The organism is Flavobacterium sp. CF108 (assembly GCF_900129795.1).
Taxonomy (GTDB): Bacteria; Bacteroidota; Bacteroidia; order Flavobacteriales; family Flavobacteriaceae; genus Flavobacterium.
The window spans coordinates 185,700-210,636 of the sequence record NZ_FQWW01000004.1 but is presented as its reverse complement, the minus strand read 5'-3'; the positions used below and the strand labels follow the sequence as shown (position 1 = coordinate 210,636).

20 protein-coding genes are annotated in these 24,937 nt (G+C 32.3%); 16 read left to right on the top strand and 4 right to left on the bottom strand.

Annotated elements, in window-relative coordinates; all coding sequences use genetic code 11:
- The first annotated feature begins 81 nt into the window (after positions 1–81).
- The 6 genes from BUE10_RS12675 to BUE10_RS12650 all read left to right on the top strand — a co-directional run bounded on the left by BUE10_RS12675 (position 82) and on the right by BUE10_RS12650 (position 10,100).
- A complete protein-coding gene (locus BUE10_RS12675) occupies positions 82–288 on the top strand; it encodes a hypothetical protein (protein WP_073485594.1) in 207 nt (68 codons plus the stop codon).
- Positions 289–409: 121 nt separating this feature from the next.
- A complete protein-coding gene (locus BUE10_RS12670; protein WP_073485592.1) occupies positions 410–1,006 on the top strand; it encodes a lipoprotein signal peptidase in 597 nt (198 codons plus the stop codon).
- A 253-nt stretch (positions 1,007–1,259) separates the two neighbouring features.
- Positions 1,260–4,418 (top strand): UvrD-helicase domain-containing protein, encoded by a 3,159-nt coding sequence (locus BUE10_RS12665; RefSeq protein ID WP_073485590.1) that lies wholly within the window; start codon positions 1,260–1,262, stop codon positions 4,416–4,418.
- Positions 4,419–4,499: 81 nt separating this feature from the next.
- Positions 4,500–5,693, top strand: coding sequence for a glycine C-acetyltransferase (gene kbl, locus BUE10_RS12660; protein WP_073485588.1), 1,194 nt, complete (start codon positions 4,500–4,502; stop codon positions 5,691–5,693).
- Between the two features lie 113 nt (positions 5,694–5,806).
- On the top strand, positions 5,807–7,273 hold the full coding sequence (locus BUE10_RS12655) for an OmpA family protein (protein ID WP_073485586.1): 1,467 nt from the start codon (positions 5,807–5,809) through the stop codon (positions 7,271–7,273).
- A 64-nt stretch (positions 7,274–7,337) separates the two neighbouring features.
- Positions 7,338–10,100, top strand: coding sequence for a PD-(D/E)XK nuclease family protein (locus BUE10_RS12650; RefSeq protein WP_073486123.1), 2,763 nt, complete (start codon positions 7,338–7,340; stop codon positions 10,098–10,100).
- Between the two features lie 174 nt (positions 10,101–10,274).
- On the opposite strand, the gene BUE10_RS12645 is transcribed toward BUE10_RS12650, so the two are convergent.
- Positions 10,275–11,051: an alpha/beta fold hydrolase gene (locus BUE10_RS12645; protein ID WP_073485584.1), complete on the bottom strand. Its 777-nt coding sequence runs from the start codon at positions 11,049–11,051 to the stop codon at positions 10,275–10,277.
- 229 nt (positions 11,052–11,280) lie between these two features.
- On the opposite strand from BUE10_RS12645, the gene BUE10_RS12640 reads away from it, so the two are divergent.
- From BUE10_RS12640 to BUE10_RS12630, 3 genes are all read left to right on the top strand, one after another.
- Positions 11,281–14,775, top strand: coding sequence for a T9SS type A sorting domain-containing protein (locus BUE10_RS12640; protein ID WP_073485582.1), 3,495 nt, complete (start codon positions 11,281–11,283; stop codon positions 14,773–14,775).
- Between the two features lie 214 nt (positions 14,776–14,989).
- Positions 14,990–15,346 carry a hypothetical protein gene (locus BUE10_RS12635; RefSeq protein WP_055093929.1) on the top strand — a complete coding sequence of 119 codons (357 nt, stop codon included), beginning with the start codon at positions 14,990–14,992 and terminating at the stop codon, positions 15,344–15,346.
- Positions 15,347–15,436: 90 nt separating this feature from the next.
- A complete protein-coding gene (locus BUE10_RS12630) occupies positions 15,437–15,955 on the top strand; it encodes a ferritin (protein ID WP_073485580.1) in 519 nt (172 codons plus the stop codon).
- Positions 15,956–16,012: 57 nt separating this feature from the next.
- Here BUE10_RS12630 and BUE10_RS12625 read toward each other — a convergent pair whose 3' ends face one another.
- Entirely contained in the window at positions 16,013–16,912 is a 900-nt protein-coding gene (locus BUE10_RS12625) for an alpha/beta fold hydrolase (RefSeq protein ID WP_073485578.1), read from the bottom strand.
- Between the two features lie 6 nt (positions 16,913–16,918).
- A complete protein-coding gene (locus tag BUE10_RS12620; RefSeq protein WP_073485577.1) occupies positions 16,919–18,211 on the bottom strand; it encodes an aminopeptidase P family protein in 1,293 nt (430 codons plus the stop codon).
- A gap of 482 nt (positions 18,212–18,693) precedes the next feature.
- Between BUE10_RS12620 and BUE10_RS12615 the strand changes: the two genes are divergently transcribed.
- The 6 genes from BUE10_RS12615 to BUE10_RS12585 all read left to right on the top strand — a co-directional run bounded on the left by BUE10_RS12615 (position 18,694) and on the right by BUE10_RS12585 (position 22,140).
- Positions 18,694–19,257, top strand: a complete 564-nt coding sequence (locus BUE10_RS12615) for a hypothetical protein (RefSeq protein ID WP_073485575.1) — start codon at positions 18,694–18,696, stop codon at positions 19,255–19,257.
- Positions 19,258–19,429: 172 nt separating this feature from the next.
- Entirely contained in the window at positions 19,430–20,041 is a 612-nt protein-coding gene (locus tag BUE10_RS12610) for a hypothetical protein (RefSeq protein WP_073485573.1), read from the top strand.
- A gap of 356 nt (positions 20,042–20,397) precedes the next feature.
- Positions 20,398–20,835 carry a GNAT family N-acetyltransferase gene (locus tag BUE10_RS12600; protein WP_073485570.1) on the top strand — a complete coding sequence of 146 codons (438 nt, stop codon included), beginning with the start codon at positions 20,398–20,400 and terminating at the stop codon, positions 20,833–20,835.
- Between the two features lie 229 nt (positions 20,836–21,064).
- Entirely contained in the window at positions 21,065–21,514 is a 450-nt protein-coding gene (locus BUE10_RS12595; RefSeq protein WP_073486121.1) for a GNAT family N-acetyltransferase, read from the top strand.
- A 12-nt stretch (positions 21,515–21,526) separates the two neighbouring features.
- On the top strand, positions 21,527–21,898 hold the full coding sequence (locus tag BUE10_RS12590) for a hypothetical protein (RefSeq protein ID WP_143056007.1): 372 nt from the start codon (positions 21,527–21,529) through the stop codon (positions 21,896–21,898).
- Between the two features lie 59 nt (positions 21,899–21,957).
- Entirely contained in the window at positions 21,958–22,140 is a 183-nt protein-coding gene (locus tag BUE10_RS12585; RefSeq protein WP_073485566.1) for a hypothetical protein, read from the top strand.
- 404 nt (positions 22,141–22,544) lie between these two features.
- Here the strand turns inward: BUE10_RS12585 and BUE10_RS12580 are convergent, their stop codons facing one another.
- Entirely contained in the window at positions 22,545–23,906 is a 1,362-nt protein-coding gene (locus BUE10_RS12580; protein WP_073485564.1) for a hydroxymethylglutaryl-CoA synthase family protein, read from the bottom strand.
- A gap of 358 nt (positions 23,907–24,264) precedes the next feature.
- On the opposite strand from BUE10_RS12580, the gene BUE10_RS12575 reads away from it, so the two are divergent.
- Complete coding sequence (locus tag BUE10_RS12575; protein ID WP_073485562.1) at positions 24,265–24,930, top strand: succinate dehydrogenase cytochrome b subunit; 666 nt, start codon at positions 24,265–24,267, stop codon at positions 24,928–24,930.
- Positions 24,931–24,937 lie beyond the last annotated feature (7 nt).

The window sequence follows — 24,937 nt, the reverse complement described above, 5'->3', positions numbered from 1 at the left end:
TAACAAATATAAATTAAATTATGTATTATTGTAAAACCAAACCGTTAAATATTTTATTTTTTTACTTAAAAAACTTACACAATGGCTAAAGTATTGAAATTCAAAGATGTAAATTCCGATGTTGAGCACAGAATGAAGGAATTTGAAAAATTACGCGTTAAATTTAAGGCAGAAGTAAAAAAAGCAGAAGCCAAGAGAGCTGCCGCTGGAAAGCCCAGTAAAGGTATTTTTAAATCTATCTCAGAATTCTTTACAGACAGCCCGGCAAATGCTGTTGCAAAAAGATAGATCAAAAACTAATAATAGAAGCAAATTATTTTGTTTAAGTTTTATTACGAAACAATTAACGTTCCCAAGGGAGCGTTTTTTTTGATTTAATTGTTATTTTTGCGCATCAAAAAATCATAAAATGTCATTAAGAAAAGCGTATTTCCTTATATTTTTAGTTCTAATTGTCGATCAGCTTTCTAAAATCTATGTAAAAACAAACTTCGTTCTAGGTGAAGAAGTTGTGCTTTTTGATTGGTTTAGAATTCATTTTATTGAAAATGAAGGAATGGCATGGGGAACAAAAATTCCGGGAGAATACGGAAAGTTGATTCTAACCGTTTTCAGGATTTTTGCAGTATTCGGAATTGGATACTGGCTTGCTGATGCCGTTAAGAAACGTCACTCCACTTATTTGATTGTTTCAATAGCTTTAATTTTTGCCGGAGCCGCAGGTAATATTATCGATTCTGTTTTTTACGGAGTTATTTTTGATGACAGCACACATAATCTGGCGACACTTTTCTCGCCGCATCCATACGGAACCTGGTTTCATGGTTTAGTAGTAGATATGTTTTACTTTCCTATTTGGGAAGGTGATCTTCCATCGTGGCTTCCAATCTTTGGAGGAAAACATTTTATGTTCTTCAATGCTATTTTTAATGTTGCCGATATGGCGATTTCTACAGGTGTTGGAATTTTGTTGGTTTTCAATAAAAGAGCATTTCCAAAACACTAATAATTTAAAAAAAAAACAAAAAATAAATTCCAAATCCCAATATTTGAGTGTTCATTGCACGCAGATATTGGAATTTGGAATTTTTCATTATTGGGATTTTCATTGTAGATATTGGGATTTAGAATTTTTATTTTTTGGAATTTTCATTGCAGATATTGGAATTTGGAATTTTTATTTTTTTGGAATTTGAAAATTTTACATTATTGAGGTTTGATATTATTGTACTATTTTTACAATACAAAAAACCAAACCTATGCAAAGTCCGTCTTTTTCCATTTATGATGCTTCTGCAGGATCAGGAAAGACGTATACTTTGGTAAAAGAATATTTAAAAATTATTCTTTCATCAAAAACTCCCGATGCTTACCGTAATATCTTAGCCATAACTTTTACAAACAAGGCAGTTCATGAAATGAAAAGCCGTATTGTGGGAAGTTTATCTGAATTTGCAAAAGATGAACCTTCTTTGAAAGCTGTCGATTTAATGGAAGATTTGTCTCGAGATATCGGACTTTCAATAATTCAGATTAAAGTAAAAGCGCAAAGTATCATCAAGCATTTAATTCACAATTATGCTGCTTTTGATATTTCGACCATTGATAAATTTACGCACAAAGTAATTCGTGCCTTTGCGCACGATTTAAACCTTCCCATGACTTTTGAAGTCACTCTGGATACCGAAAATTTATTGGTAGAAGCCGTTGATGCTATTATTGCACAAGCCGGTCAGGACGAAACGCTGACTAAATTGCTGATCGATTTTACAATGGAAAAAACCGACGATGATAAAAGTTGGGATATTTCCAGAGAAATTCTTGAAACCGGACGCTTGGTTTTGAACGAAAATAATCGAAATGAAATTCTTCATTTTAATGATAAAACAATCGATGAGTTTATTGAGATTAAAAAGAAAATGCTGGCATTGTGCAAAGATCTGGAATCAGAAAACGAGCAATTTGCAATAGAAGCACTTTCATTAATTGATAAAAACGGAATTGATTTAAAATCATTTTCGAGAGGAACATTTCCAAATCACCTGGAAAGCATACGAGATGGAAAATTTAATCCGCGAAATAAAACTTTTCATGAATTTGATGATATTGCCATTAATAAAACAGCAAAAGACAAATCATTAATTGAAAATATAATTCCGGAATTACTTCAAATTTTGGTTAAGGTTTATAAGAATTTTGAAAAACGAGATTTTTATAAAGCATTCCTGAAAAACATTACGCCGCTTTCTTTGCTAAATACGGTGAGTAATGAATTGGCAAAGATTCAGTCAGAACAAAATGTTTTATCCATTTCAGAATTCAATGCGATTATTCATCGTGAAATTCAAAATCAGCCTGCGCCGTTTATTTATGAGCGTTTAGGCGAGCGATATCGCCATTTTTTTATCGATGAATTTCAGGATACTTCAGAAATGCAATGGCAGAATTTAATTCCGTTAATTCATAACTCACTTTCTGGTGAAGATGATTATGGTAATAAAGGAACTTTAATGATAGTGGGCGATCCTAAACAATCTATTTACAGATGGAGAGGAGGAAAAGCGGAACAGTTTATTGAATTAGGAAAAGAAGAAGTTTCTTTTTTTAGTCATGAAAAAGTGCTGAAACATTTAGATACAAACTACAGAAGTTATAGTGAGGTTATTAATTTTAATAACGCTTTTTTTAAATTGATTTCTTCTGAATTTATAAATGAAGATTATAAAGATTTATATGAAAATCATAGTTTTCAAAATACAAATTCAAAAAAAGGCGGTTATGTAAATATTTCTTTTCTTCCAATAATCGAAAAATCAGATTTTGCAGATGAAGAAGAAGTTGTTGAAAAATCAGATTTGTATGTTTTAGCGACTTTAAATACAATTCAAAAAGTACTTCGGGAAGGTTTTAAATATAAAGATATTGTTGTTTTAACTCGAAAAAGAGATCAGGGAATTGCAATTGCAAATTACCTGACAGAACAAAATATTCCACTTTTATCATCAGAAACATTAATGATTCAAAATGCGACAGAAGTTCGTTTGATAATTAATCTCCTCAGGTATTTAAACAACAATGCCGATTTAGAATCAAAAGCCTATTTTCTTCACTTTTTAGCTGAAAATAAAGAGATCGAAATGCCAATTCATGATTTTATTGCGCAGGGAATGTCACAGCAATTTGAAGAAGATTTTGAAAAATGGCTTTTGACATTTGATGTTTCGCTGTCTTTTGAAAATGTTCGAAAAAAATCACTTTATGAAGCTGTAGAAATAATCGTTTCAAAATTTATACCTCCGTCAGAAGGAAATGCTTATGTGCAGTTTTTTCTGGATATTGTTTTAGAAAGAGATATTCGAAACCAGGCGGGAATAGCTGACTTTTTGAATTATTGGGATAAGAACGCAGAAAAATTCAGTATTCCGTCACCGGAAGGAAATAATGCAGTTCGAATAATGACCATTCATAAATCAAAAGGTTTGGAATTTCCGGTTGTAATTATGCCTTTCGCAGAAGAAGACTATAACAGAAAACCAAAAGATAAATTATGGCTCGATACTGAAGAATCTGATTTAGGAGTGCCAAAAGCTTTAATTGATAATAGTAGTGCGGTTGAGGGTTTTGGTGAAAGTGCTTCGGTGGTTTTTAATTTAAAAAAACAAGAAGAATTACTGGATAATATTAATGTTCTATATGTTGCCTTAACGCGTGCCGAAGAACAATTGTATATTATTTCCCAATCTTTAAAAGAAAGAAAAGACGGTGAATTTCCAAATAATATGGCTTCGTATTTCATTAAATTTTTGATGCATGAAGGTGTTTTTGATTCTGAAAAGCTGGAATATGAATTTGGAAATAAAACTAAACTTTCTAAATCTGAAGAATCTGTTGATACATTAAAGATAATTCCAATCGTAAAAGAAGTTTTAAATCCTAAAAATATTAAAATAGCACAGCGTGAAGCCTTAATGTGGGGAACGCATCGGCAGGAAGCAATTTCGTATGGAAATATTGTGCATGAAATTTTGGCTTTCATAAAAGATAAGTCAGATGTGGATCTTGCAGTTGTAAAAGCACTTGAAAATGGTTTAATTACGATTGATCAATCTGAAATGGTTTTAAGAACACTAAATGAAATTGTGAATCATAATGAATTAAGTATTTGTTTTGACAGCAATTATAAGGTTTTAAATGAGCAGACCATAGTTCAAAAAGAAGGAAAAATTTTAAAACCAGACCGCGTTGTATTGACTAATAATAAGGAAGCTTATTTGCTGGATTATAAAACTGGCGCAATTAATTCAAAATATCAGCAACAAATTCAAGAATATCAGGATGCTATTGAAGATTTAGGATACAAAGTGTTAAAAAAGGTTTTGGTATATATAGGATCGGAAATTGAAGTGGTAAATTTGTGAAAATATTAATCAGATGTTAAAGAAAAAACTTCACTTTTTACGGGTTAAGTTGTTAATATTTAACGTTTTAAATAGATAAAAATGTACGGTAAAATTAAAGAGCATCTGCAAAGTGAGCTGCAGACAATCGAGGAAAATGGAATTTTTAAAAAGGAGCGAATTATAACTTCTGCTCAAGGTGCAGAGATTACAATTTCGACAGGAGAGACAGTTTTAAATTTTTGTGCCAATAATTATTTAGGTCTTTCGTCACATCCGGAAGTGGTTCAGGCTGCAAAAGACGCAATGGATACGCATGGTTTCGGAATGTCGTCTGTACGTTTCATTTGCGGAACTCAGGATATTCACAAAACACTAGAAAAAAAGATTGCAGATTTTTATGGTACAGAAGATACCATATTATATGCTGCAGCTTTTGATGCAAACGGCGGTGTCTTTGAACCTTTATTAGGAGAAAATGATGCGATTATTTCAGACAGTTTAAATCATGCTTCTATTATAGATGGAGTTCGTTTATGTAAAGCTGCTCGTTATCGCTATGAAAACAGCAACATGGAAGATCTGGAACAGCAATTAATTAAAGCAACCGAAGCGGGAACACGTTTTAAACTAATTGTAACCGATGGTGTTTTCTCTATGGATGGATTAGTTGCTCCTCTGGATAAGATTTGCGACCTGGCTGATAAATATGATGCATTAGTTATGGTAGATGAATGTCATGCTGCCGGATTTATTGGAGCAACAGGTAAAGGTACGCTTGAAGCAAAAGGTGTAATGGGACGTGTTGATATTATAACAGGTACATTAGGAAAAGCATTGGGTGGAGCAATGGGTGGATACACGACTGCTAAAAAAGAAATAATAGAAATTTTACGCCAGCGTTCAAGACCTTATTTATTCTCTAATTCATTAGCGCCGTCAATTGTAGGAGCTTCCATAAAAGTTTTTGAATTATTAGAAAAAGATACAACACTTAGAGATAAATTGGAATGGAATACTAATTACTTTAAGGAAGGAATGAAAAATGCAGGTTTTGATATAATAGATGGTGATTCTGCTATTGTACCTGTAATGTTATATGATGCAAAATTATCACAGACTATGGCAAATGAACTTTTAAAACAAGGAATTTATGTTATAGGTTTTTTCTTTCCGGTAGTTCCTAAAGATAAAGCCAGGATAAGAGTACAGCTTTCCGCTGCTCATTCTAAAGAGCATCTAGACAAGGCAATAGAAGCTTTTAAATTAACAGGTAAAATGTTAAAAGTTATATAATTACCACATTCAAGTAATTTTTGTAGGTTTTTTTTAACATTTGATTTTGTATTTAAAAAATTTGGTGTTACTTTTGCTTGTAATTAACTAAATTGTAATTAAAAAAATTAAGTATGAAACATCTTAACAAACTTTTAGTTGCTGTAATGATGGTGATGGGTTTAAGTTCTCACGCACAAGACAGTAACAATCCATGGGCTATCTCTTTTGGGGTGAATGCTGTGGATACAAGGACTAGTGCAAGTCCAGAACATGTTGACTTTTTCCCTGCGCACTTTTCTCAGCCATTCGCAGTAAAAGACAACTGGAATATTCTTCCTTCTTTATCTTACATTGGTGTGTCTAGATACGTTGGTAGTGGTTTCTCAGTTGGTTTACAAGGATCTGTAAACAAAATTGATAAATATGTAGTTTTTGCTCCAGATGCTGCTGGTCATGATTCAAGAGGTATGATTGTTTACAACCCTGGAGATTTAATGTACTACGGGATTGATGCTACTATCAAATACAGCTTCCAAGAATTAATCAAATCTAAAGTGATTGATCCTTCGTTATCTGTTGGTGGAGGTTATACTTTCTTTGGAGATAGCAGCTACGGAACTGTAAACCCAGGTGCTGGAATTACTTTCTGGTTTACTGATGCTATTGGTCTTGAGTTAGCTACTAAATACAAATGGTCTGTAAGCGGAGATAGAGAAGATGCTTCTGGAACTCCAGATGCTCCATCTCACTTCCAACACACTGCTGGTCTTGTATTCAAATTTGGTGGAAAAGACACTGACGGTGACGGTATCTACGATAAAGATGATGCTTGTCCAGATGTTGCTGGTTTAAAACAATTCAACGGATGTCCTGATACTGACGGAGACGGAATCGTTGATGCTTCTGATGCTTGTCCAAACGAATTTGGTTTAGCTGCATTAAACGGATGTCCTGATAGAGACGGAGACGGTGTTGCTGACAAAGATGACGCTTGTCCAGATGTTGCTGGTTTAGCTGCATTAAAAGGTTGTCCTGATACTGACGGAGACGGAATCGCTGACAAAGACGATAAATGTCCTACAGTTGCAGGTCCTAAAGAAAATGGTGGTTGTCCTTTCTTAGACGCTGATAAAGATGGTGTTTTAGATAAAGATGACGATTGTCCTACAGTTGCTGGTCCAGCTAGTAACAGAGGATGTCCTGAAGTATCTTCTCAAGCTTTAGAAGATCTTAAAGTTCAAGCTAGAGCAATCTACTTTAACTCAGGAAAAGCTACTTTCAAAACTGGTGACAAAGAAACTCCAGCTAGATTAGATGCTATTAAAGAAATCCTTAAAAACTATCCAAACGCGAAATTCTCTATTGAAGGACACACAGATAGTACAGGTTCTGCTAAAGTAAACGATAAACTTTCTCAAGACAGAGCTAACGCTGTATTAAACGCTTTAGTTGAAAGAGGAGTTAATCCAGAAAACTTAGAAGCTAAAGGATTTGGATCTTCTCAACCAGTTGCAAGTAACAAAACTGCTGCAGGTAAAGCACAAAACAGAAGAACTGAAATTAAACACGTAGGTTCTAAATACCAAGGTAAACTATAATTTACTTTGTAAATAAAATTCTAAAAGCCATTCTTAATTGAATGGCTTTTTTTATTTTTATACAATGATAAATACTTCTTTCTTAGAGAAAATTGCGGCTGTTGTAATTCAGGATTATTCAGATAAACTTGCAGAGACTACTATTGTTTTACCGAACAAAAGAGCTAAAGTTTTTTTAATTGAAGCGCTTAAAAAAGAAACATCAAAAACAATTCTTTCACCTGAAATTATAAGTATTGAAGATTTTGTTCAAGATGTTGCTTCAATTAGATCTGTAGATTCAATTGAGCTGCTGTTTGAGTTTTATGACGTTTATTTATCTGTTACCGAAAAGCAGAACCAGCAATCTTTTGAGTTGTTTGCTAATTGGGCAAAAACACTCTTGCAGGACTTTAACGAAATTGATCGTTATCTTCTAGAGCCAAACCATGTTTTGTCTTATTTAAAAGATATCGAAGACATTAAGAAATGGGGAATAGAAGTCGAAAATAAAACTAAACTTTTAGAAAATTACATTGACTTTTGGAAACTTCTGCCTCTTTATTATGATTCACTATACAATCATCTCTTAAATAAATCGATTGGTTATCAAGGTTTGATTTATAGAGAAGCAGTAAATAATCTGAATCATTTTTCGAATACAATTTCAAATCGTAACTTTGTTTTTGCCGGGTTTAATGCTTTAAATGCCGCGGAAGAAAAAATTGTGCAGCATCTTTTAGCACTTGATCAGGCCAAAATTTACTGGGATGTAGACCAGGCATTTTTAAATGATCCTTTTCATGATGCAGGACTTTTTGTTCGACGTTTTAAAGAAAGTTGGAAGCATTATAAGTTTCATCCTTTTGAATGGATTGTAGACGATTTTTCTCAAGATAAAAACATTCAGGTTATTGGTACGCCAAAAACAATTGGACAAGCTAAATTGGCAGGAAGCATTATTGAGAATTTGATTAATGAAAATCCAGCCGCTTCTCTAGATAAGGTTGCAATAGTGCTGGGAGAAGAAAATCTTTTAATTCCGGTTTTATATTCTCTTCCCTCTTCGGTTGGAGCTTTAAACATTACAATGGGATATTCAGGAAAGAATAACCCATCGCAGATATTGGTAGCTAAGTTTTTCAAAATGCATACTAATGCACTTTCACGTGCTGGCAGCAGCTATGTTTTTTATTATAAAGATGTTCTTGATATTCTGACACATCCATTAGTTGAGCCGTACGCAAAGACGAATCATATTGTTAGAATAATCAAAGAGAATAACTATACTTTTATTACTCTCAATAAGATTTTAGAACTTAATCAAAATCCATCCGAATTGTTTTCTTTATTGTTTCAGAAATGGGAAAACGGATCTGTGGCGGTTCTTGAAAATATCTCGGCAATATTACTTTTGATAAAACAGAATTTTAGCAATGATAATGAAGAAGAAAAAATCGCTAAAACTTTTGTGTATGCTGTTTTTAAAGTAATTAATAAACTCATAAATTATTATTCGCAGCACAAACACATCGATAATATTGATACACTTCATGCAATTTATAAGCAGATTATTGATGTGGCTGAAGTTTCTTTTGAAGGAGAGCCTTTGCGTGGATTACAAATTATGGGAGTTCTTGAAAGCCGTGTTCTTGACTTTGAAACCGTAATTGTCACTTCGATGAATGAAGGTAAATTTCCAGCGGGAAAATCTCAGAATTCATTCATTCCCTACGATGTAAAGAAAGAATTAGGTTTGCCGACTTTTAAAGAAAAAGATGCTATTTATACCTACCACTTTTATCATTTATTACAGCGCGCAAAAAATATCTATCTAATTTATAATACAGAAAATGACGGATTAGATGCCGGGGAACGCAGCCGTTTTATAACCCAGCTTGAAGTCGAAAAAAAATCAAAGCATAATTTGACTTTTGATATCTATAATCCAGTATTACCAGCAACGGCATATCAGCCAATGGTAATTCCGAAATCAGAAGCGGTTATGGTACGTTTAAAAGAAATTGCTGTTAATGGGTTTTCTCCTTCTGCATTAACGAGTTATATCCGTAATCCAATTGAGTTTTATTTTCAAAAAATCCTGCGTATTCGTGAAGTCGAAGAAGTAGAGGAGAATATCGCTTTAAATACACTTGGAACAATCATTCACGAAACATTAAAAGCGTTGTATGAACCTTTTATTGAAAAATTTATTTCAGAACCTGATTTATTGAACTGTTTTAAGTTATTAGATGAAGAAGTGTTGAAACAATTTAAATTAGTGTATAAAGAAGGTGAAATTAAAAAAGGTCGTAATCTTTTAGCCTTTGAAGTTGCAAAGCGAAATGTATCTAATTTTTTAAAAATGGAATTAGAAGCGATCAAAAATGGAGATGCTGTTAAGATTATTGCTTTGGAACAGACTTTTCAACGAAATCTTATTCATCCTCGTTTGCCATTTCCGGTGTTAATTAAAGGAAATGTCGACAGAATTGAACTTCGTAACGGAAAAATAAGAATCATTGATTATAAGACCGGAAAAGTTGAAAAAACAAACGTTATACTTAAATCGTGGAACGGATTAACGCAAGAGCTTAAAAACGATAAAATTATTCAGGTTTTAGCTTATGCGTTTATGTTTGAAGAAAATGCAGGAGATACTCCAGTAGAAGTTGGAATTATTTCATTTAAAAATTTAAAATCAGGGTTTTTGCCTTTTGGATTTAAAGAAGAAAAAGATCTGGATATAACGGTAAGCAAGACAATTTTAAATAGTTATGTAGAAGAAGTTGTTTTGTTGCTAAATGAAATACTAGATGTCAATATTCCTTTTGAAGAAAAAATATAAACTTACTTCAGTTTATTGAGTTAAAAAAGCAGCGAAACTATCTACTATAAGTTTTGCTTCCAAAATAAAGAAAAGGCCATTTCGAAATTTAGACTGCCCCCAAATAGTGTCTAACTTTTTGGGGGCAGTCTAAATTTCGAATGGCCTTTTTTGCTTTTAATATCCATTATTATTTTAGTTGAAAAAATCTAATAAGATTGGTTTTAGCTCTTCTTTATTTTCGATGTGGCTCATATGGCCATCTTCGAACGAAATCAATTCTGCAGTTGTGTCTTCAATCTGCGCAAGACTTTCTTCATAGTTTAAAACAGGATCTTTTTTGCCTAAAATCAATAAAACGGGAAATCTATTTTCGTGTAAAAGCCATTCGCGGTCTTTTCGTATTTTCATTCCTTCAAGTGAAGCCGCAATTCCCTGCAAAGGCGTTTTTAAAGCTTGTTCTCTTACTTTTTCAATTTCGGCAGCTAAACGAGTTCTGTTGTTTTCGCTGAATAAATTCGCAATCGCCAAGCTTACAAAGTTTACATAGTTTTGTTTTACGGCTTTAATGGCACGTGTTCTGTTTAGTTTTTTTTCGACACTGTCTTCTTTAGAAGTTGAATTTAGCAAAACTAATTTTTTAATGTTTTCCGGGAATAATTCGGCGAAAGCCAAAGCAACATAACCGCCCATAGAATGCCCCAGAATTGTTGCTTTTTCAATTTTTAAAGATTGTAAAACTTCGTAAACAACATCTGCATTGTCTTCCATTTCATGAACGTAACCTAAAGAATCAGATTCTCCGTGACCTAATAAATCGATGGTGATAACACGATGTTTTTCTGAAAACAGATTAACGTATTCTGCCCACATTTTTTTGTTTTCCAAAAAACCGTGAAGCAGTACAATTGTGCTTCCTTCTCCAGAGTCAGTAAAAGATATTTTGGTGTTTTTATATAGAATATTTTTCATCATTATAATTTTTACAAAAATAACCTTTTGAATTTTAATTGACCAATAGTTGTTTCAATAGGATTTTTTGAGTGAAAGCAGGGAGGGAATACGCTCGTAATTTTAAGTGTTGATCAGGTTCTTTAATAAATTGTTTTACAGTTTTTAACAAAACATTTTTATCGACGTGCAAAGTGTTAAAAAATGACTAGTTTTACTACAATTTTTAATAAATAACCTATTAAATTATATGAGATCAACTTTACTCTATGTTTTATTTTTACTTAATGTTCAGTTTGCCTTTTGTCAATGGGAGAACTTAAATACTGGTTTGACAGACGATTTGACCGGTGTTGTTTTTTTTGGTAATAATGGTTTAGTTTCTGGAAAAAAAGGACTTTACTATACTTCAAATGGAGGAGAAGGAGCATCAAGCTGGAAAAGATTTGAGATAACAGATGGAAGTGAAAATGCTAATATCTATAATAATACAGTTTTTAGTCATTGCTATTCAGATATAACAGGTTCGCCTTCTAAAGGAGTTGTTTTTGCCTGCGGACAGAATGCATTGACAAAACAGGCTATTATAATGAAAATTGAACTGCCATCGCTTAACTATCAAATTATATATAAAGGTGAGGAAAACTCAAATTTAAACCAGATTACATATTCAGAGTATAATAGATCCTATTTTGCAGTAGGCGAAAATGGACTAATTGTTACTTTTACATCAGAGGGCGTTCAAAGAACTAAAAATCTCGGTACTGATAATTTTTTGTCTGTTGCTTTTTATCATAGTAGGTGTAAAATAGCAACGGCTGGTAAAATACTTTATTTTGAGTACTTTGATCTAGGATATAATTTTGTGCCAGTTTTAACACCTGGGTCAGATATTAAGGCTATAACTTATGGTTATGGAACATTTAGCACCGGAGTAACTTTTTGTGCAGGAAATAGATTCGCATACTATAGTGTTAATAACTCACTAAATAATGACCATGCCAACTTTTATAATGGACCTTTAAACGCAAAATGTATTTCGGCTAACTCAACAGGCGAATATGTGGGAACAGATCATGGAGTTTATTTTGTTGCCAGTAGTCAGGCATTAGAGTGGCAGTCAACATCTTTGAATTATGGGATTAATTGTTTTTGGAAACAAATGGCTAATACGGCTTTTTATGCCTGTGGGAATTCGGGAGTTATATTAAAAACTACAAATGGAGGAGGTACAAGAATTCCTTATGTAAACATTTCAAGATTGGCAGGCGGCTGCGCCGGAAGTAATGTAACTCTAAAACCTCTTGTAGGCGGGGTTTCAAGTTGTAAATGGTTTGTAAATGATGTGCAGGTTAATTCTGTGTGCGGAAATTTAACTTATAATTTTAAAACACCCGGAAATTATGATATTAGATACACGGTTACAAATAGTTTTGGTGTTGAATCTACAGATTCTAAAACTATTTATGTCAGCCCAATTCCAAAAATTAATTTACCGGTAATTATAAATGATAATATTCTTTGTAAAAGCGAACCTGTAACAGTTCAAATTCAAAATTCTGAAATCGATGTTGTTTATACATTGAGAAAAGGTTCTTCAACATTTGGGACGAGTGAAGCAGGAAATGGACAAACACTTTCTTTTACAAGTGATTTAATTAGCGAATCTGGAGATTATTATTTTGAAGCTAAAAATGTAAATGCGAATTGTACAGTTAGTTTTACAAATACATTCCATATTGATGTTGAGCATACAAAAGCAGAATTTTATAAAGATTTAGTAAATGCCAAGCCTAATGAAACTACATCATTTTATCAAAAAGCAATTGAGGCGCAACATTATAAATGGAATTTTAGTCCTAATGCTTCAACAACAAGTTCAACAGATGCAGTAGTAGAAACTAGTTTTTCAAAAGAAGGCGATACAAAAATTGACCTCGAAGTTTGGTCAGATAATGATTGTTATGATAAAATAGAGAAAGAAGGGCCTTTTATTTATAATGATCCTGAAAATTCTGATAATTGCTGGGCACTAATTAATGATGGAGTTGATTCTGACTGGAATGGATATGAATACGAAGGTAATTATGGTTTAACTAAAACAGAAGACGGTTTTTTGGTTGCAGGAGGATTTAATGATCAGATATTTGATTCGAAAATTGGAATAAAACCAAATTTTAAAAATAAAAAAGGAAGCTTTCTAACCAAATACGATCGAAATGGAGTAGTAAAATGGATGGTTAGTGCAGAACATGAACCAGTGGTTCGTGACAGAGATAAAATATTTTGTTCTGTAGTAGATCATGATGGTAATATATACATAAGCGGTACACATCAGGGAATTTTTATAGACAACACAGGCAATAGAATTAAAATAGATCCAATAATTGGCGAAAACCGAAATACTGGCTATGTGATGAAAATGGATAAAAAAGGGAAAATTATCTGGACATTATCTTTTAGTACTTTGGGTTATGTAGCAGAAAAACTATACATCGATAAAGAGAATAACTTAGTTACAATAGGTTATTTTGATTCGCAATATAGTGGAGGCCAATTGTATTTGAACGGAGTTAAAACTGAAGTTATAAAACTTTTAGCTGGTGGTTTTATGATGATGAAAATAGCTCCAACTGGAGCTGTTAAATGGTTCGATGAAATTAGTATTTCATATGTTAATGCAGGTGGACTTACGGATGTTGGTTTTGATCGCGATAATAATATTTATTTAGGAGGTAATTACGAAATGTTCGTTAGTTTCTATTCAGCAGGAAATTCTGCTCCGGTACAAACGCTAGAAGGAGATGGCGGTTACGGAAGCAGAGGTTTTTTAGCAAAATATAATAAAGATGGAATTTTTCAATGGAAAGTAAGAAGTAATACTAAAGATGCTTTTTTTAATGGCGTTTCCATAAAATCAATGGTTACAGATGAAAACGGTGACAGTTATATTACAGGAAGCAATGGGTGCGATGAACCAAAAGCGATTCATTTTTTTGAAAATAGTGATGGAACAATAACACAAAAAAGTATTGGAAGCTTTTATTTAGCAAAAGTTAATTCGCTTGGAAAATGTGAGTGGATAACAGGAACTCAATATACCGGCGGCGGGGGAGCTAAAATAATTAAAGACAAAGATAAATTGCATATTATTGGTGATGCTGCAGATGGAGGTAATTTTATTACAGCCGATGGGAAGTATTATAATTTATTGATTAGCAATTATGATTTCTTTTTAGCAACTTATGACTTATCAGGTAATTTAAAAAAGATAACAGCAAATGGAGATAACAAAAACCATGTTAATGTGCCTTACATGGAAAAATTTGATTTTTTCAAAGCCGAAGACGGATCGTTTTATTTATCAAGTAATTTTAGAGGAAATAATTACAGCATTTTCGGCAGTAAATTAACTACAAATGGTATCGATGGAACAGTAGTTCATTTTGATGAAGATTGCGGAATTCTTAAATATGAAAATACATTATCAACAGAGGATTTTACAAAAACTTCAAATGCTGTTATATATCCTAATCCAACTTCGGGTAAGATTTCAGTCGATTTAAAAAATTATGACGGAAATGCAAGCGTACAGATCTACGATGCAAACGGAAAAAAAATAAGCGAAGAAAAAGCAGTTGATTTATCAAAACTTGATTTAACAATAAATGGCAGTCAGGGATTGTATTTTGTAAAAATTAAAGCAGGTAATAAAACACAAACTTTTAAAGTCTTAAAACAATAATATTTACAAGCGATAAAAAGAAACGGCTTTCATTTTTGAAAGCCGTTTTTGTTTTTAAAATTAGATAAATAATAATGTAGAATATTGGAGTCTTTGAGTGCACTTGAGCTGTTTTTAAGAACATTAAATGAGTTTGTTATTTTAAATTAGTCTTAATTATGTTTTTTATTGCTTTAAATTCTATATTTTTGCTCCGTTATTATATTTTATCAAAATGGCATTAATTAGTGATTTGACCACCAAAGTATTATTTGAAACCGAAAAAGGATACAGTTATCAATGTGATTTGACCAATAGTATAATTATCAATTTTGTTGATACTGTGTCAAGTTATAAAATTCATGATTTTTTGATTTTTCAAAGAAAGGTTAATAGCGTTGATATTCTCAATATGCTTTATGATTTATCTGATCAGTCAGATGCACAGCTGATTGAAACTACTAAAAGAAATTTTTCCAGAAATCTTACAATCTGCGAAATAGTACAGCTAAGAGATTTATTAAACGGAACAAAATTTACCCTCACTTTACATTCTATGCTTTGTAATACGGTTAACGTAGAGCTTATTTAGATTCTTACTTAGATTAAATCCAAATTTTCAGGCATTTAGGGTTGCCTCCTTTAATTTTAGTAATTTTACACATACAAAAAATTAAAGGTTATGAAAGATTTACTAAGAACAAGTACTTCATTAGTTGAAGGAATAGAAAATATATTGAACTTACAGGCAAAAATAGAAAGCGACGCTTCTAATAAATATTTAGCTATGGCTGCATGGTTAGATAGAAATGGTTATGCAAATACAGCATCTTACATGTACAAGCAAGCCGAAGAAGAAAGAGAGCATTTTCTAAAAGTTTTCAAATATATTACGGATATGGGAGGGATAGCAGTTACGCCATCTGTTCCAGAGGTGCAGCAGGAATTTGCTTCTTTTAAAGAAGTATTTGAAATTGCTTTGCAAAACGAAATCGCAGTTACTCAGGCAATCAATAAAGTAATCGCAAAATGTAGAGCTGAGAATGATTATGCAACAGAGGATTTTATGATGTGGTATGTGGCTGAGCAAAGAGAAGAGGAGAAAAACGCAAGAAGAGCTTTAGAACTTTTTGAACTGATTAACGGAAACGAAGCTGACGGCAAATTTCAATTGGATGTTCAGATTTCAAAAATCGGATAAATAAACGATTTATATAAAAATAAAAAAGCCCTTAAAACATTAAGGGCTTTTTTATTTTTATGATTTTAAAAATGAATTAATATCCGAGAAGTATTTTTCTCTCGCATCAAGCCATCCATAATGTTTTGAATGTTCTAATAAAATCAGTTTAGAATTTGGAAAAGTTCGATGTGCCAATTCTCCAATTTCATTGCTAATAATATCTTCTTTTCCCTGAATAATTAAAACCGGATTTTTGAAGGTTTTTAGCTTGTCTTTGCAGTCAAAATTCATTTTCTGCATATCAGACCATAACAAACCATTTATTGTTGAATTTCCCTGAGTTAATCTTTCTGCAATTATCGGAACAAATTTTTGATCATAAACATAAGCTGGAGCCATTGCTCTTCCGCGTCCAAGTCTTGCTTTGTGAGACGTGTCGCCTTTTTCGATTTTATCATTCCAGTAATCCAGAGAATCTTTTTCAGCTTTACTTAAACCGGCTTCAATCAAATTCGGACTTTTTAATAAAGTCAAATCAACGCCGCCAGATGATGATAAAATCAATTTGTCAATACTATTAGGATAAACCGTTGCATAATAAGAACCTAACATTCCGCCAAAAGAATGCCCAAGAATATTCCATTTTTTAATTTTAAGATGTTTTCGTAACGATTCGATATCATCGGCCATTATTTTCATCGAAATGGTCTTAGCATCTAATTTTGAAAGTTTCGATTTTCCGGTTCCTCTTTGATCGTAAATAATCGTTTGCTGACTTTCGCCCAGCGTTTTCGCCATATCTTCAAAACCATTGCTGTTCATTCCCGGACCGCCGTTTATAATTAAAAGCGGTTCACCTTTTCCAAAAGTTTTGTAATACGTTTTACTTCCGTCAGCATTAACTGCATAGCCTTCTGTCTGGGCAAAAATGTTTCCCAAAAACAATAAAAATCCAAGTAGAAAAATCTTTTTCATCGTGAATTAAGAATTCATCAAACTTTCGATTTCATCCACTTCAACCGGAATATTACGCATTAAGTTAAAAGGCTCCCCTTTTTCCTGAACCACAACATTATCCTCTAAACGGATTCCGAATTTCTCGTCCGGAATATAAATTCCAGGTTCAACCGTAAAAACCATATTTGCTTTCATTGGTTCGTGAAGCAAACCGTAATCGTGCGTATCAAGTCCTAAATGGTGAGAAGTTCCGTGCATGAAATATTTTTTGTAAGCAGGCCATTCTGGATTTTCGTTTTGAACATCGGCTTTAGAAATTAAACCTAAACCAAGTAATTCCGAAGTCATAATTTTACCTACTTCAACATGATATTGTTTCCAAAGTGTTCCTGGAGTCAGCATTTTTGTAGCTTCATTTTTAACTCTTAAAACAGCATTGTAAACCGCTTTTTGACGATCAGTAAAACGTCCCGAAACCGGAATCGTTCTTGTCATATCGCTAGAATAATTTGCATATTCTGCCGCAACATCTAATAAAATTAGATCTCCGGCTTTACATTGCTGGTTGTTTTCGATATAATGTAAAACATTAGCATTGTTTCCAGAAGCAATAATTGGTGTATAAGCAAAACCTTTAGAACGGTTACGAATAAATTCGTGAGCCAGTTCCGCTTCGATTTCATATTCCGTAACATTTGGTTTTACAAACGAAAGCAATCTGCGGAAACCTTTTTCTGTAATATCACAAGCCTGCTGAATCAAATCGATTTCTTCGCTTTCTTTTACAGAGCGAATACGCTGTAAAATTGGATTACTTTTCGCCACATTATGCGCTGGGTAACGATCTTTCCACCATTTTACAAAACGAGCTTCGCGGGTTTCAACTTCAACAGTTGCGCGATAATGTTCGTTTGTATTGATGTACATCGTATCGGCATACGTCATCATTTCGTTCAAAACTTTATGAAAATCCTGTAACCAATAAACCGTTCTAATTCCCGAAACCTGAAAAGCACGTTCTTTAGTCAGTTTTTCACCTTCCCAAACTGCGATATGATCGTTAGTTTCTCTTAAAAAAAGAATTTCTCTTTGGCTTTCATAAGGCGCATCCGGAAACAAAAGCAAAACACTTTCTTCCTGATCTACACCACTTAGATAAAAAATATCTCTGTGCTGCGCAAACGGCAAAGTACTGTCGGCACTAATTGGGTAAATGTCATTTGAGTTGAAAACGGCAACCGAATTAGGTTTCATTTCTGCCGTGAATTTTTTGCGGTTTTTTACAAAAAGAGCGCTGTTTATTTGATGATATTTCATAATAACTTAGTTTTTGAACTTCGAATTTCAAAATTAGTGATTTTTGAATAAGTGGCGTATAATTGATTTATTAAAGTTTTCTTATTTGTTTTTTGGGTTTGCCACGAAGGTGCTAAGACACAAAGTTTTTGCACAATCTTGTCATTGTGAGGAACGAAGCAACCTCACAAACAATTGACACAATGATTGATTTAGCAAATGCGGTTGCTTCGTTCCTCGCAATGACAATCGAGACGAGATTAAATCTCAGCAGTTTAGAACCTTAGTTTCTCAGCATCTTAATTTGGGCGTGCCCCTCCGGGTCGGGCTTTCGGCTATATCTTTTATTCCGCTCCGCTTCATAAAAGGATACCGCCTTTATCCCTCACGCGAATGGTTACATAAGAAAGTTTATTATTGTAGGTAGAAATTTTTTTAATTGTAGTTTTCGTATATTGTCATTTTAAATGTTTCAAATACTTTTAACTTAGATAAGCTTTATTATGGGATTGAAAATTAGCACAATTGCGGCACTGCCAAGCAATGTTGAAAGGAGTTATTATCTTTACATATTAGATTATTATAATTGGGATGAGCCAATATCAAATACATTAAGGAATAATTTTGATAAGATCGCAAAGTTTGCCGCCGAAAATGATTCTGTCGTAATTCAAGGAATTCCAGAAAGCCATTTTTATTCTGAATTGTTGTCTTGGGAAAGTATTAATGGTATTAATCCATCTGAAATTTTACCTGCATTAATGATTACTACAATACATCCAAAATATTTTCTAGAAGCACATGATAGACAGTATTATGGAAACGTTCCAGAAGATAAATTAATTTTTATTGAAATAAAAAAAATCTGTAAAACCGCAAATGATGTAATCGATGTTATTCAAAAAATAATGGTTGATATTCAGAATAGAAAGGAAATTAAAGATTTTAAAATAAAGAGTGAATTGAAAAAAGGTATAGGAAAAAGACTTAATGAATGTATTATTTTGGAACCGAACATTGGTGGAGTAGGTGTGAATGTAAATAGAATAATTGACAATTTTCTTTGATATTTTTTTGAACTTCAACGAAAACATAAAAAAACCGAAGCCAATCCAGCTTCGGTTTTTTGTTATTTTGAAATAAGTCTTTTTAGGAGACTATTTATCTTTTTCAGGACTATTATTGATTTTGAATTTAGAATTGTGTAATCTTGATAATTAATCGACTTTGGATTCAATAATGAATAATGAAAAAATAAAAATATTAAGAGAAAAAATTCCAGTTCCTTTAAATATGGCATTAGAGCTTCTTAAAAAGAACAATTATGATATTGAATCATGCGAACAGGAATTTCATGATAATAATATTATAACAATTTGTGATAAAGCCGAATGTGATTATGAAGTGGCAAAAGATAATTACGAAATTTGTAATTATGATATAATAAAGGCGGTTGAAAGAATTAATCAGAAACAAGTAATAATTGCAACTGGAAATGCAACGTATTCAAAAATTGGATTCATTTTATGGCCCGAAAATGCAAATGGAGAATTCTATAAAACGGACAAAAGAAATGATATATTTATTCAAACAGAAGATTTTGATATTGTTTTAGAAAAATTTCAATCGGTTTTTCCTTTAAAAAATTCATTGAATAATACAATCGAAAATGAATTTGATGTTTTAGGACATAATTTTTTTGATAATAAAACTATTAGAGACATAGTAGAAAAAATAAGCCTCATAGAAACAGACGATCAAAATATGAAAGATTTTTTAGCAGAAATAATAATCTGGCTAAATGATAAATTAACTTACGCTGATTATATAGTTGTTTGTGGGAATTTGTAAATTAGACATGAAGCCGATTAAACTTGTATTTATTACTCTTGGAATGATTGTATTGTGGTTTTCGAAAGATTTATTTTGGTATACAAATTTCAAGAATTTTTATGATTCTGAAATTGCTGAAAAAATTATAGATATTAGGCAGGCTCGTGGAGGCAAGCAATTTAAAATCAAGAATAACAATTATATTTCTTTGTTTTCTGAGAACGATGACGATATCAAAATTGGAGATTCAATTTCAAAAAAAATAAGTCGGTTGAAATTAAAGTTTTTAAAGTAGAAAATAATGAATGGAGATATTCTAAGAGTATTTTTGTAAATAAAGATTTGGACTTTTACACGATGATAGTAGATCAAAAATGAAACCAAAAATCAAAATCAGAAAAATTGAAAACCAAGACCTAGACTTCGTCTACAAAGCAATCTGCGAACTAGAAAATGAGGTTTTAGATCTTAAAATTTTCGAAGAAATTTTCAATGAAAATATTTCAAATCCAAAAAACCGTTATCTAATTGCCGAAGACAAAAATGAAGGTTTAGGTTTTATTAGTTTTCACACCCAAAATCTTCTTCATCATTGCGGATTAGTTGGCGAAATCCAAGAGTTTTTTATTCATCAAAATTATCGTGGTCAAGGCGTTGGACGTTTATTAATAAATGAAATCCAGGATTTTGCAGATCAAAATAATTTGAAAAGCGTTGAAGTTACTACAAATAAAAAACGAGTAGAAAATGTGGCGATTTATGAAAATCTTGGTTTTGTTTTGAGTCATAATAAATTTACGATTTATAAATAATTATTCTCAAAGATTTCAATAGCCCCCAGTTTTAACTGGGGGTATATTTGAGCAAAAGACGGGGCTTTAGCCAAAAAAGGGTGTTTAGGCTAAAGCCATTTATATTCCAGAATTCTTAAACCTCCAGCTAAAGCAGGAGGCAATTTAATTTATGTGTTGTTACCTTTCAAAGTTTTAAACTTTGAGAAAGGTTTGGCGGCTTTAATTTTTAATGTATTTTTTCAAACCAATGATAATAGAAAAAGCCAATATAACCGATAACGAAATCCTAACAGAAATAACCAAAAAATCAAAAGCATACTGGGGATATTCTGCGGAGCAAATTCAAAAATGGGATAAAAATTTAACCATTTCGCAGGATTATATAAAAGAAAATCATGTTTATAAATTGATAAATGACAATCTAATTATAGGTTATTATTCATATATTTTTCAAAACGAAAGGAATGTTACGATGGATAATTTATTTATCTTGCCCGAATATATTGGAAAAGGATTTGGAAAATATCTGCTTCTGGATTTTTTAAACAGAATGAAGAAAGCTAAAATCGAAAAAATAACACTCGATTCAGAGCCAAATGCTGAGGAATTTTACTCCAAAATGGGATTTGTAAAAATTGGAGAATTCGAAACTTCAATAAAAAAACGTTTCATGCCTATTATGGAAATGAAACTTTAATAATAAACAAATTTGGAAAAACATATAAAATATCTAATTGCACTCTTTCTGGCTTTTGTCGTGATTGCGGGCGATGGTACTTTATATTCTCAATCAAAATCGGCAGAATATTACCAATCTTCATTTGTAGTTTTAAAAAGAGAATTAAATCTTAAAAGTTCTCGTTTATACAAATTAGGGCAAGATACTTCTTGCAGTAAAACAAGATTTTCACTTGTTTTAAATTTTCTTAAAACCGAAAATGTTTTTACTTTTCAAATCAAGAAACTGCTGAAACTACAAGATCTTCTTCATCAAAAACTAACTTCATTTATAAATCAATCTGTTTTTATAAATGAAATAATCACTTCAAAACACTTCACTAAAAGTTTATACAACGCTTAAGAAATTTTTTTTCTAAGCGCAGATGATACAATAATGTCTAATCATTTATCATTTTCAAAATGTATAAACAAAATAAAAACACTCGTTTGGAGCAATCTAGACGACCGCTTCTTCATTGGATAAAAAGAAAAATTGTAATTGTAATAACAGCCTTTATGTTAGGAATGGCAAACGGAATGCATACTGAAGATACCCGAATTAAAGGAAATCAAAATTATACGGAACAGCATAAAAAGGATTGATTTTTTAATTAGAGAATTAGTCAATGAGGTAATTGGATAATCTAATTTCAATAGCCCCCAGTTTTAACTGGTGGAGGAATATTTGTGTAGATGATTGGCTTTAGTCAAAAAAATAAGCATTTAGGCTAAAGCCATTTTATTCTTGAATTTTTAAACCTCCAGCTAAAGCTGGAGGCAATTTAATTTATATGTTGTGATCTTTGTTAAAGTTTTTTTGGCGCAAGCTGTCATCCTGAGCGAAGTCGAAGGACACGCTAGAAGCTCAACAAAGATTGGATTATTATTACGGAGTTACTTGCGTGTCCTTCGACTTCGCTCAGGATGACACCTTTGGGTAAAACAAAAAACCGAAGCAATGGCTTCGGTTTTTTATTGGAATTTGGAATTTAAAAAATTGGAATTTCTTAATCAATCCATTTATAATATCTCGCCCCAATCAAAACTGGAATTTCTTTTTCAATTCGGTCTAAAACCCATTCGTTTTTCGGAGTTCTTACACTTTGTTTTTGTTCTTTTTTATGAAGACTTTCATAAGTATTGAAATCAATTTCTACGCTTTCGGCTAAATTTTCAAAAAGCTTGACATCTGCCAAAGCCGATTTCCATTCCGGTTGAATTGTTCCTTCAAAAACTTTCGATTTTGATCCGCTTCCGTAAGCCAGGAAACCAAATTTAGTTCCCGTAACTTCTTTATTTGTATCATAAAAATGAGCCAAAGTCGATAACAATCCCATGAAAATGGAACCTGTGTAAAGATTTCCAATTAATGAAGAAGCCAATTCTGCAGGCTGTAATTTCTCGGTTACAAAACTTCTGTAATCATCAGATTTTGCCACTTCTTTAATTTTTGTTTGATAATCTGCTGGTGCAATATTATCGGCAATAATTTTTTCGGCGCTGTCTAAAGCGTAAATTTCAGATAACATTCTGCGTCCTTGGAAAGAATATGGCAAGTGCATCACAATACTATGCCAAGTATTGTATAACGTTTCGGTGGTGTTTTTTAATTTTTTAAATGAAAAGTAAGCATTTCGCGTACGATCCATATAACATTGATTTGAATATTGACCGTCAAAAACCGGCTGGTCTTTATGTATTTCGATTTCGGCTTCTAAATTGTCAAACCAAGAATCGTTGTTGGTGTTTTTTGTAATATCTTCTTTAGAAATAGTTCTGTACGGTTTAAAGAAATCAAAAACACCTTTTGTACTCGTTGCCCAATTATCATCAAAAGCAATAATTTTTGGGTCTGCCGTAATCAGCATCGCAACCGCTCCGGCACCTTGTGTATATTCTCCGCCAGAATTTAAATCGTATTTTGCAAAATCAGTTGTAACTACAATTGCTTTTTTAGCTGGGTTTAATTTTATAAAATCAAGACAGTTTTGTAGAGCGTCAACGCCACCAATACAGGCAAAAGTAAAGTCTACAACATCACATTCTGCCAATGAATCTTCGCCAAACTTTTGCTCCATCAAATTAATTAAATAAGAAGCAATTGGTTTCGAACTGTCGATTCCGCTTTCGGTACCAACATAAATTCGGCTTATTTCATTTAGGTTGATTTTATTATCAGTAATAAGTTTGGTTAAAGCATTTGCTCCAAAAACCACCGCATCCTGATGAACATCCGGAAAGGTCATTTTTAGTAATCCAAGGCCTTTTTCTAGTTTTTCCGGTTCGATATTTCTGGCGTTTGCCAAAGTTTTTATGGGTAAGTGTATGTTTGCAACATCAAAAGAGATGGCATCAATTCCTGTTTTCATTCTGTTATTTTTTGAAGCCGATAAAGGTAGAACTATGTAATGGAATGACAATTTTTTGCTTAGATAAAATTATGTGCTTCTGGTACTTTTGAAGAAAACAAATCAAAACTTTGAATAAAATATCAATATCATAATTTTTAGGAAACTCATAAGTATTGAAATTGGGCTGAAATCCCTCTAAAGCAGTTTTTTATACTTTTTCATACTAAATTATTTATTATTAAAAATAAATTTATACGTAAAAATACGTATACGTAGTCTATTTTAAAATCATTATAAATAACAACGAAATGGTTGTAGTTCTTTTGTAATTGAGTTATTTTTGTCTAATTTTTTAAAACAAACTACTTAAACACTTATGGCACAATCTGCACTATTGAATGCTTCCATCTTAAAGAAAGTGGCTATGGCCCTTTCGGGAATATTCTTAATCACGTTTTTAGCGCTGCATGTTTCCTTAAATTTTATTTCTATTATTAGTGAGGATGTATTCAACGAAGTTTCTCATTTTATGGGTTACAATCCGTTGGTACAATTTGTACTGCAGCCAGTTTTGGCATTTGGAGTAATTTTGCATTTCGTAATGGGATTTGTACTTACTGCTCAAAACAGCGCTGCAAGACCAATTGCATATGCGAAATACAACGGAGCTGCAAATGCTTCTTGGAGTTCTAGAAATATGATTATTTCTGGATTGGTTATTTTGGCTTTCTTAGGATTGCATTTTTATGATTTCTGGTTTCCTGAACTTGGCTACAAATATATAGCAGGTACAGCTCCAGATGCTACAAGGTATTACGGAGAGTTAGTTCATAAATTTCACAGTCCGGTACGTACAGGATTGTACTGTGTATCTTTTATCCTTTTAGGATTTCACTTATGGCACGGATTTGCATCTTCACTTCAATCAGTGGGAATGCACAACAAATATTCTCGATTCTTAAGCAAAGTTGGTTTATGGTTTGCAGTTGTAGTACCAGCCGCTTTCGTAATTATCGCATTATTTCATCATTTCAATAATTAATATCAAT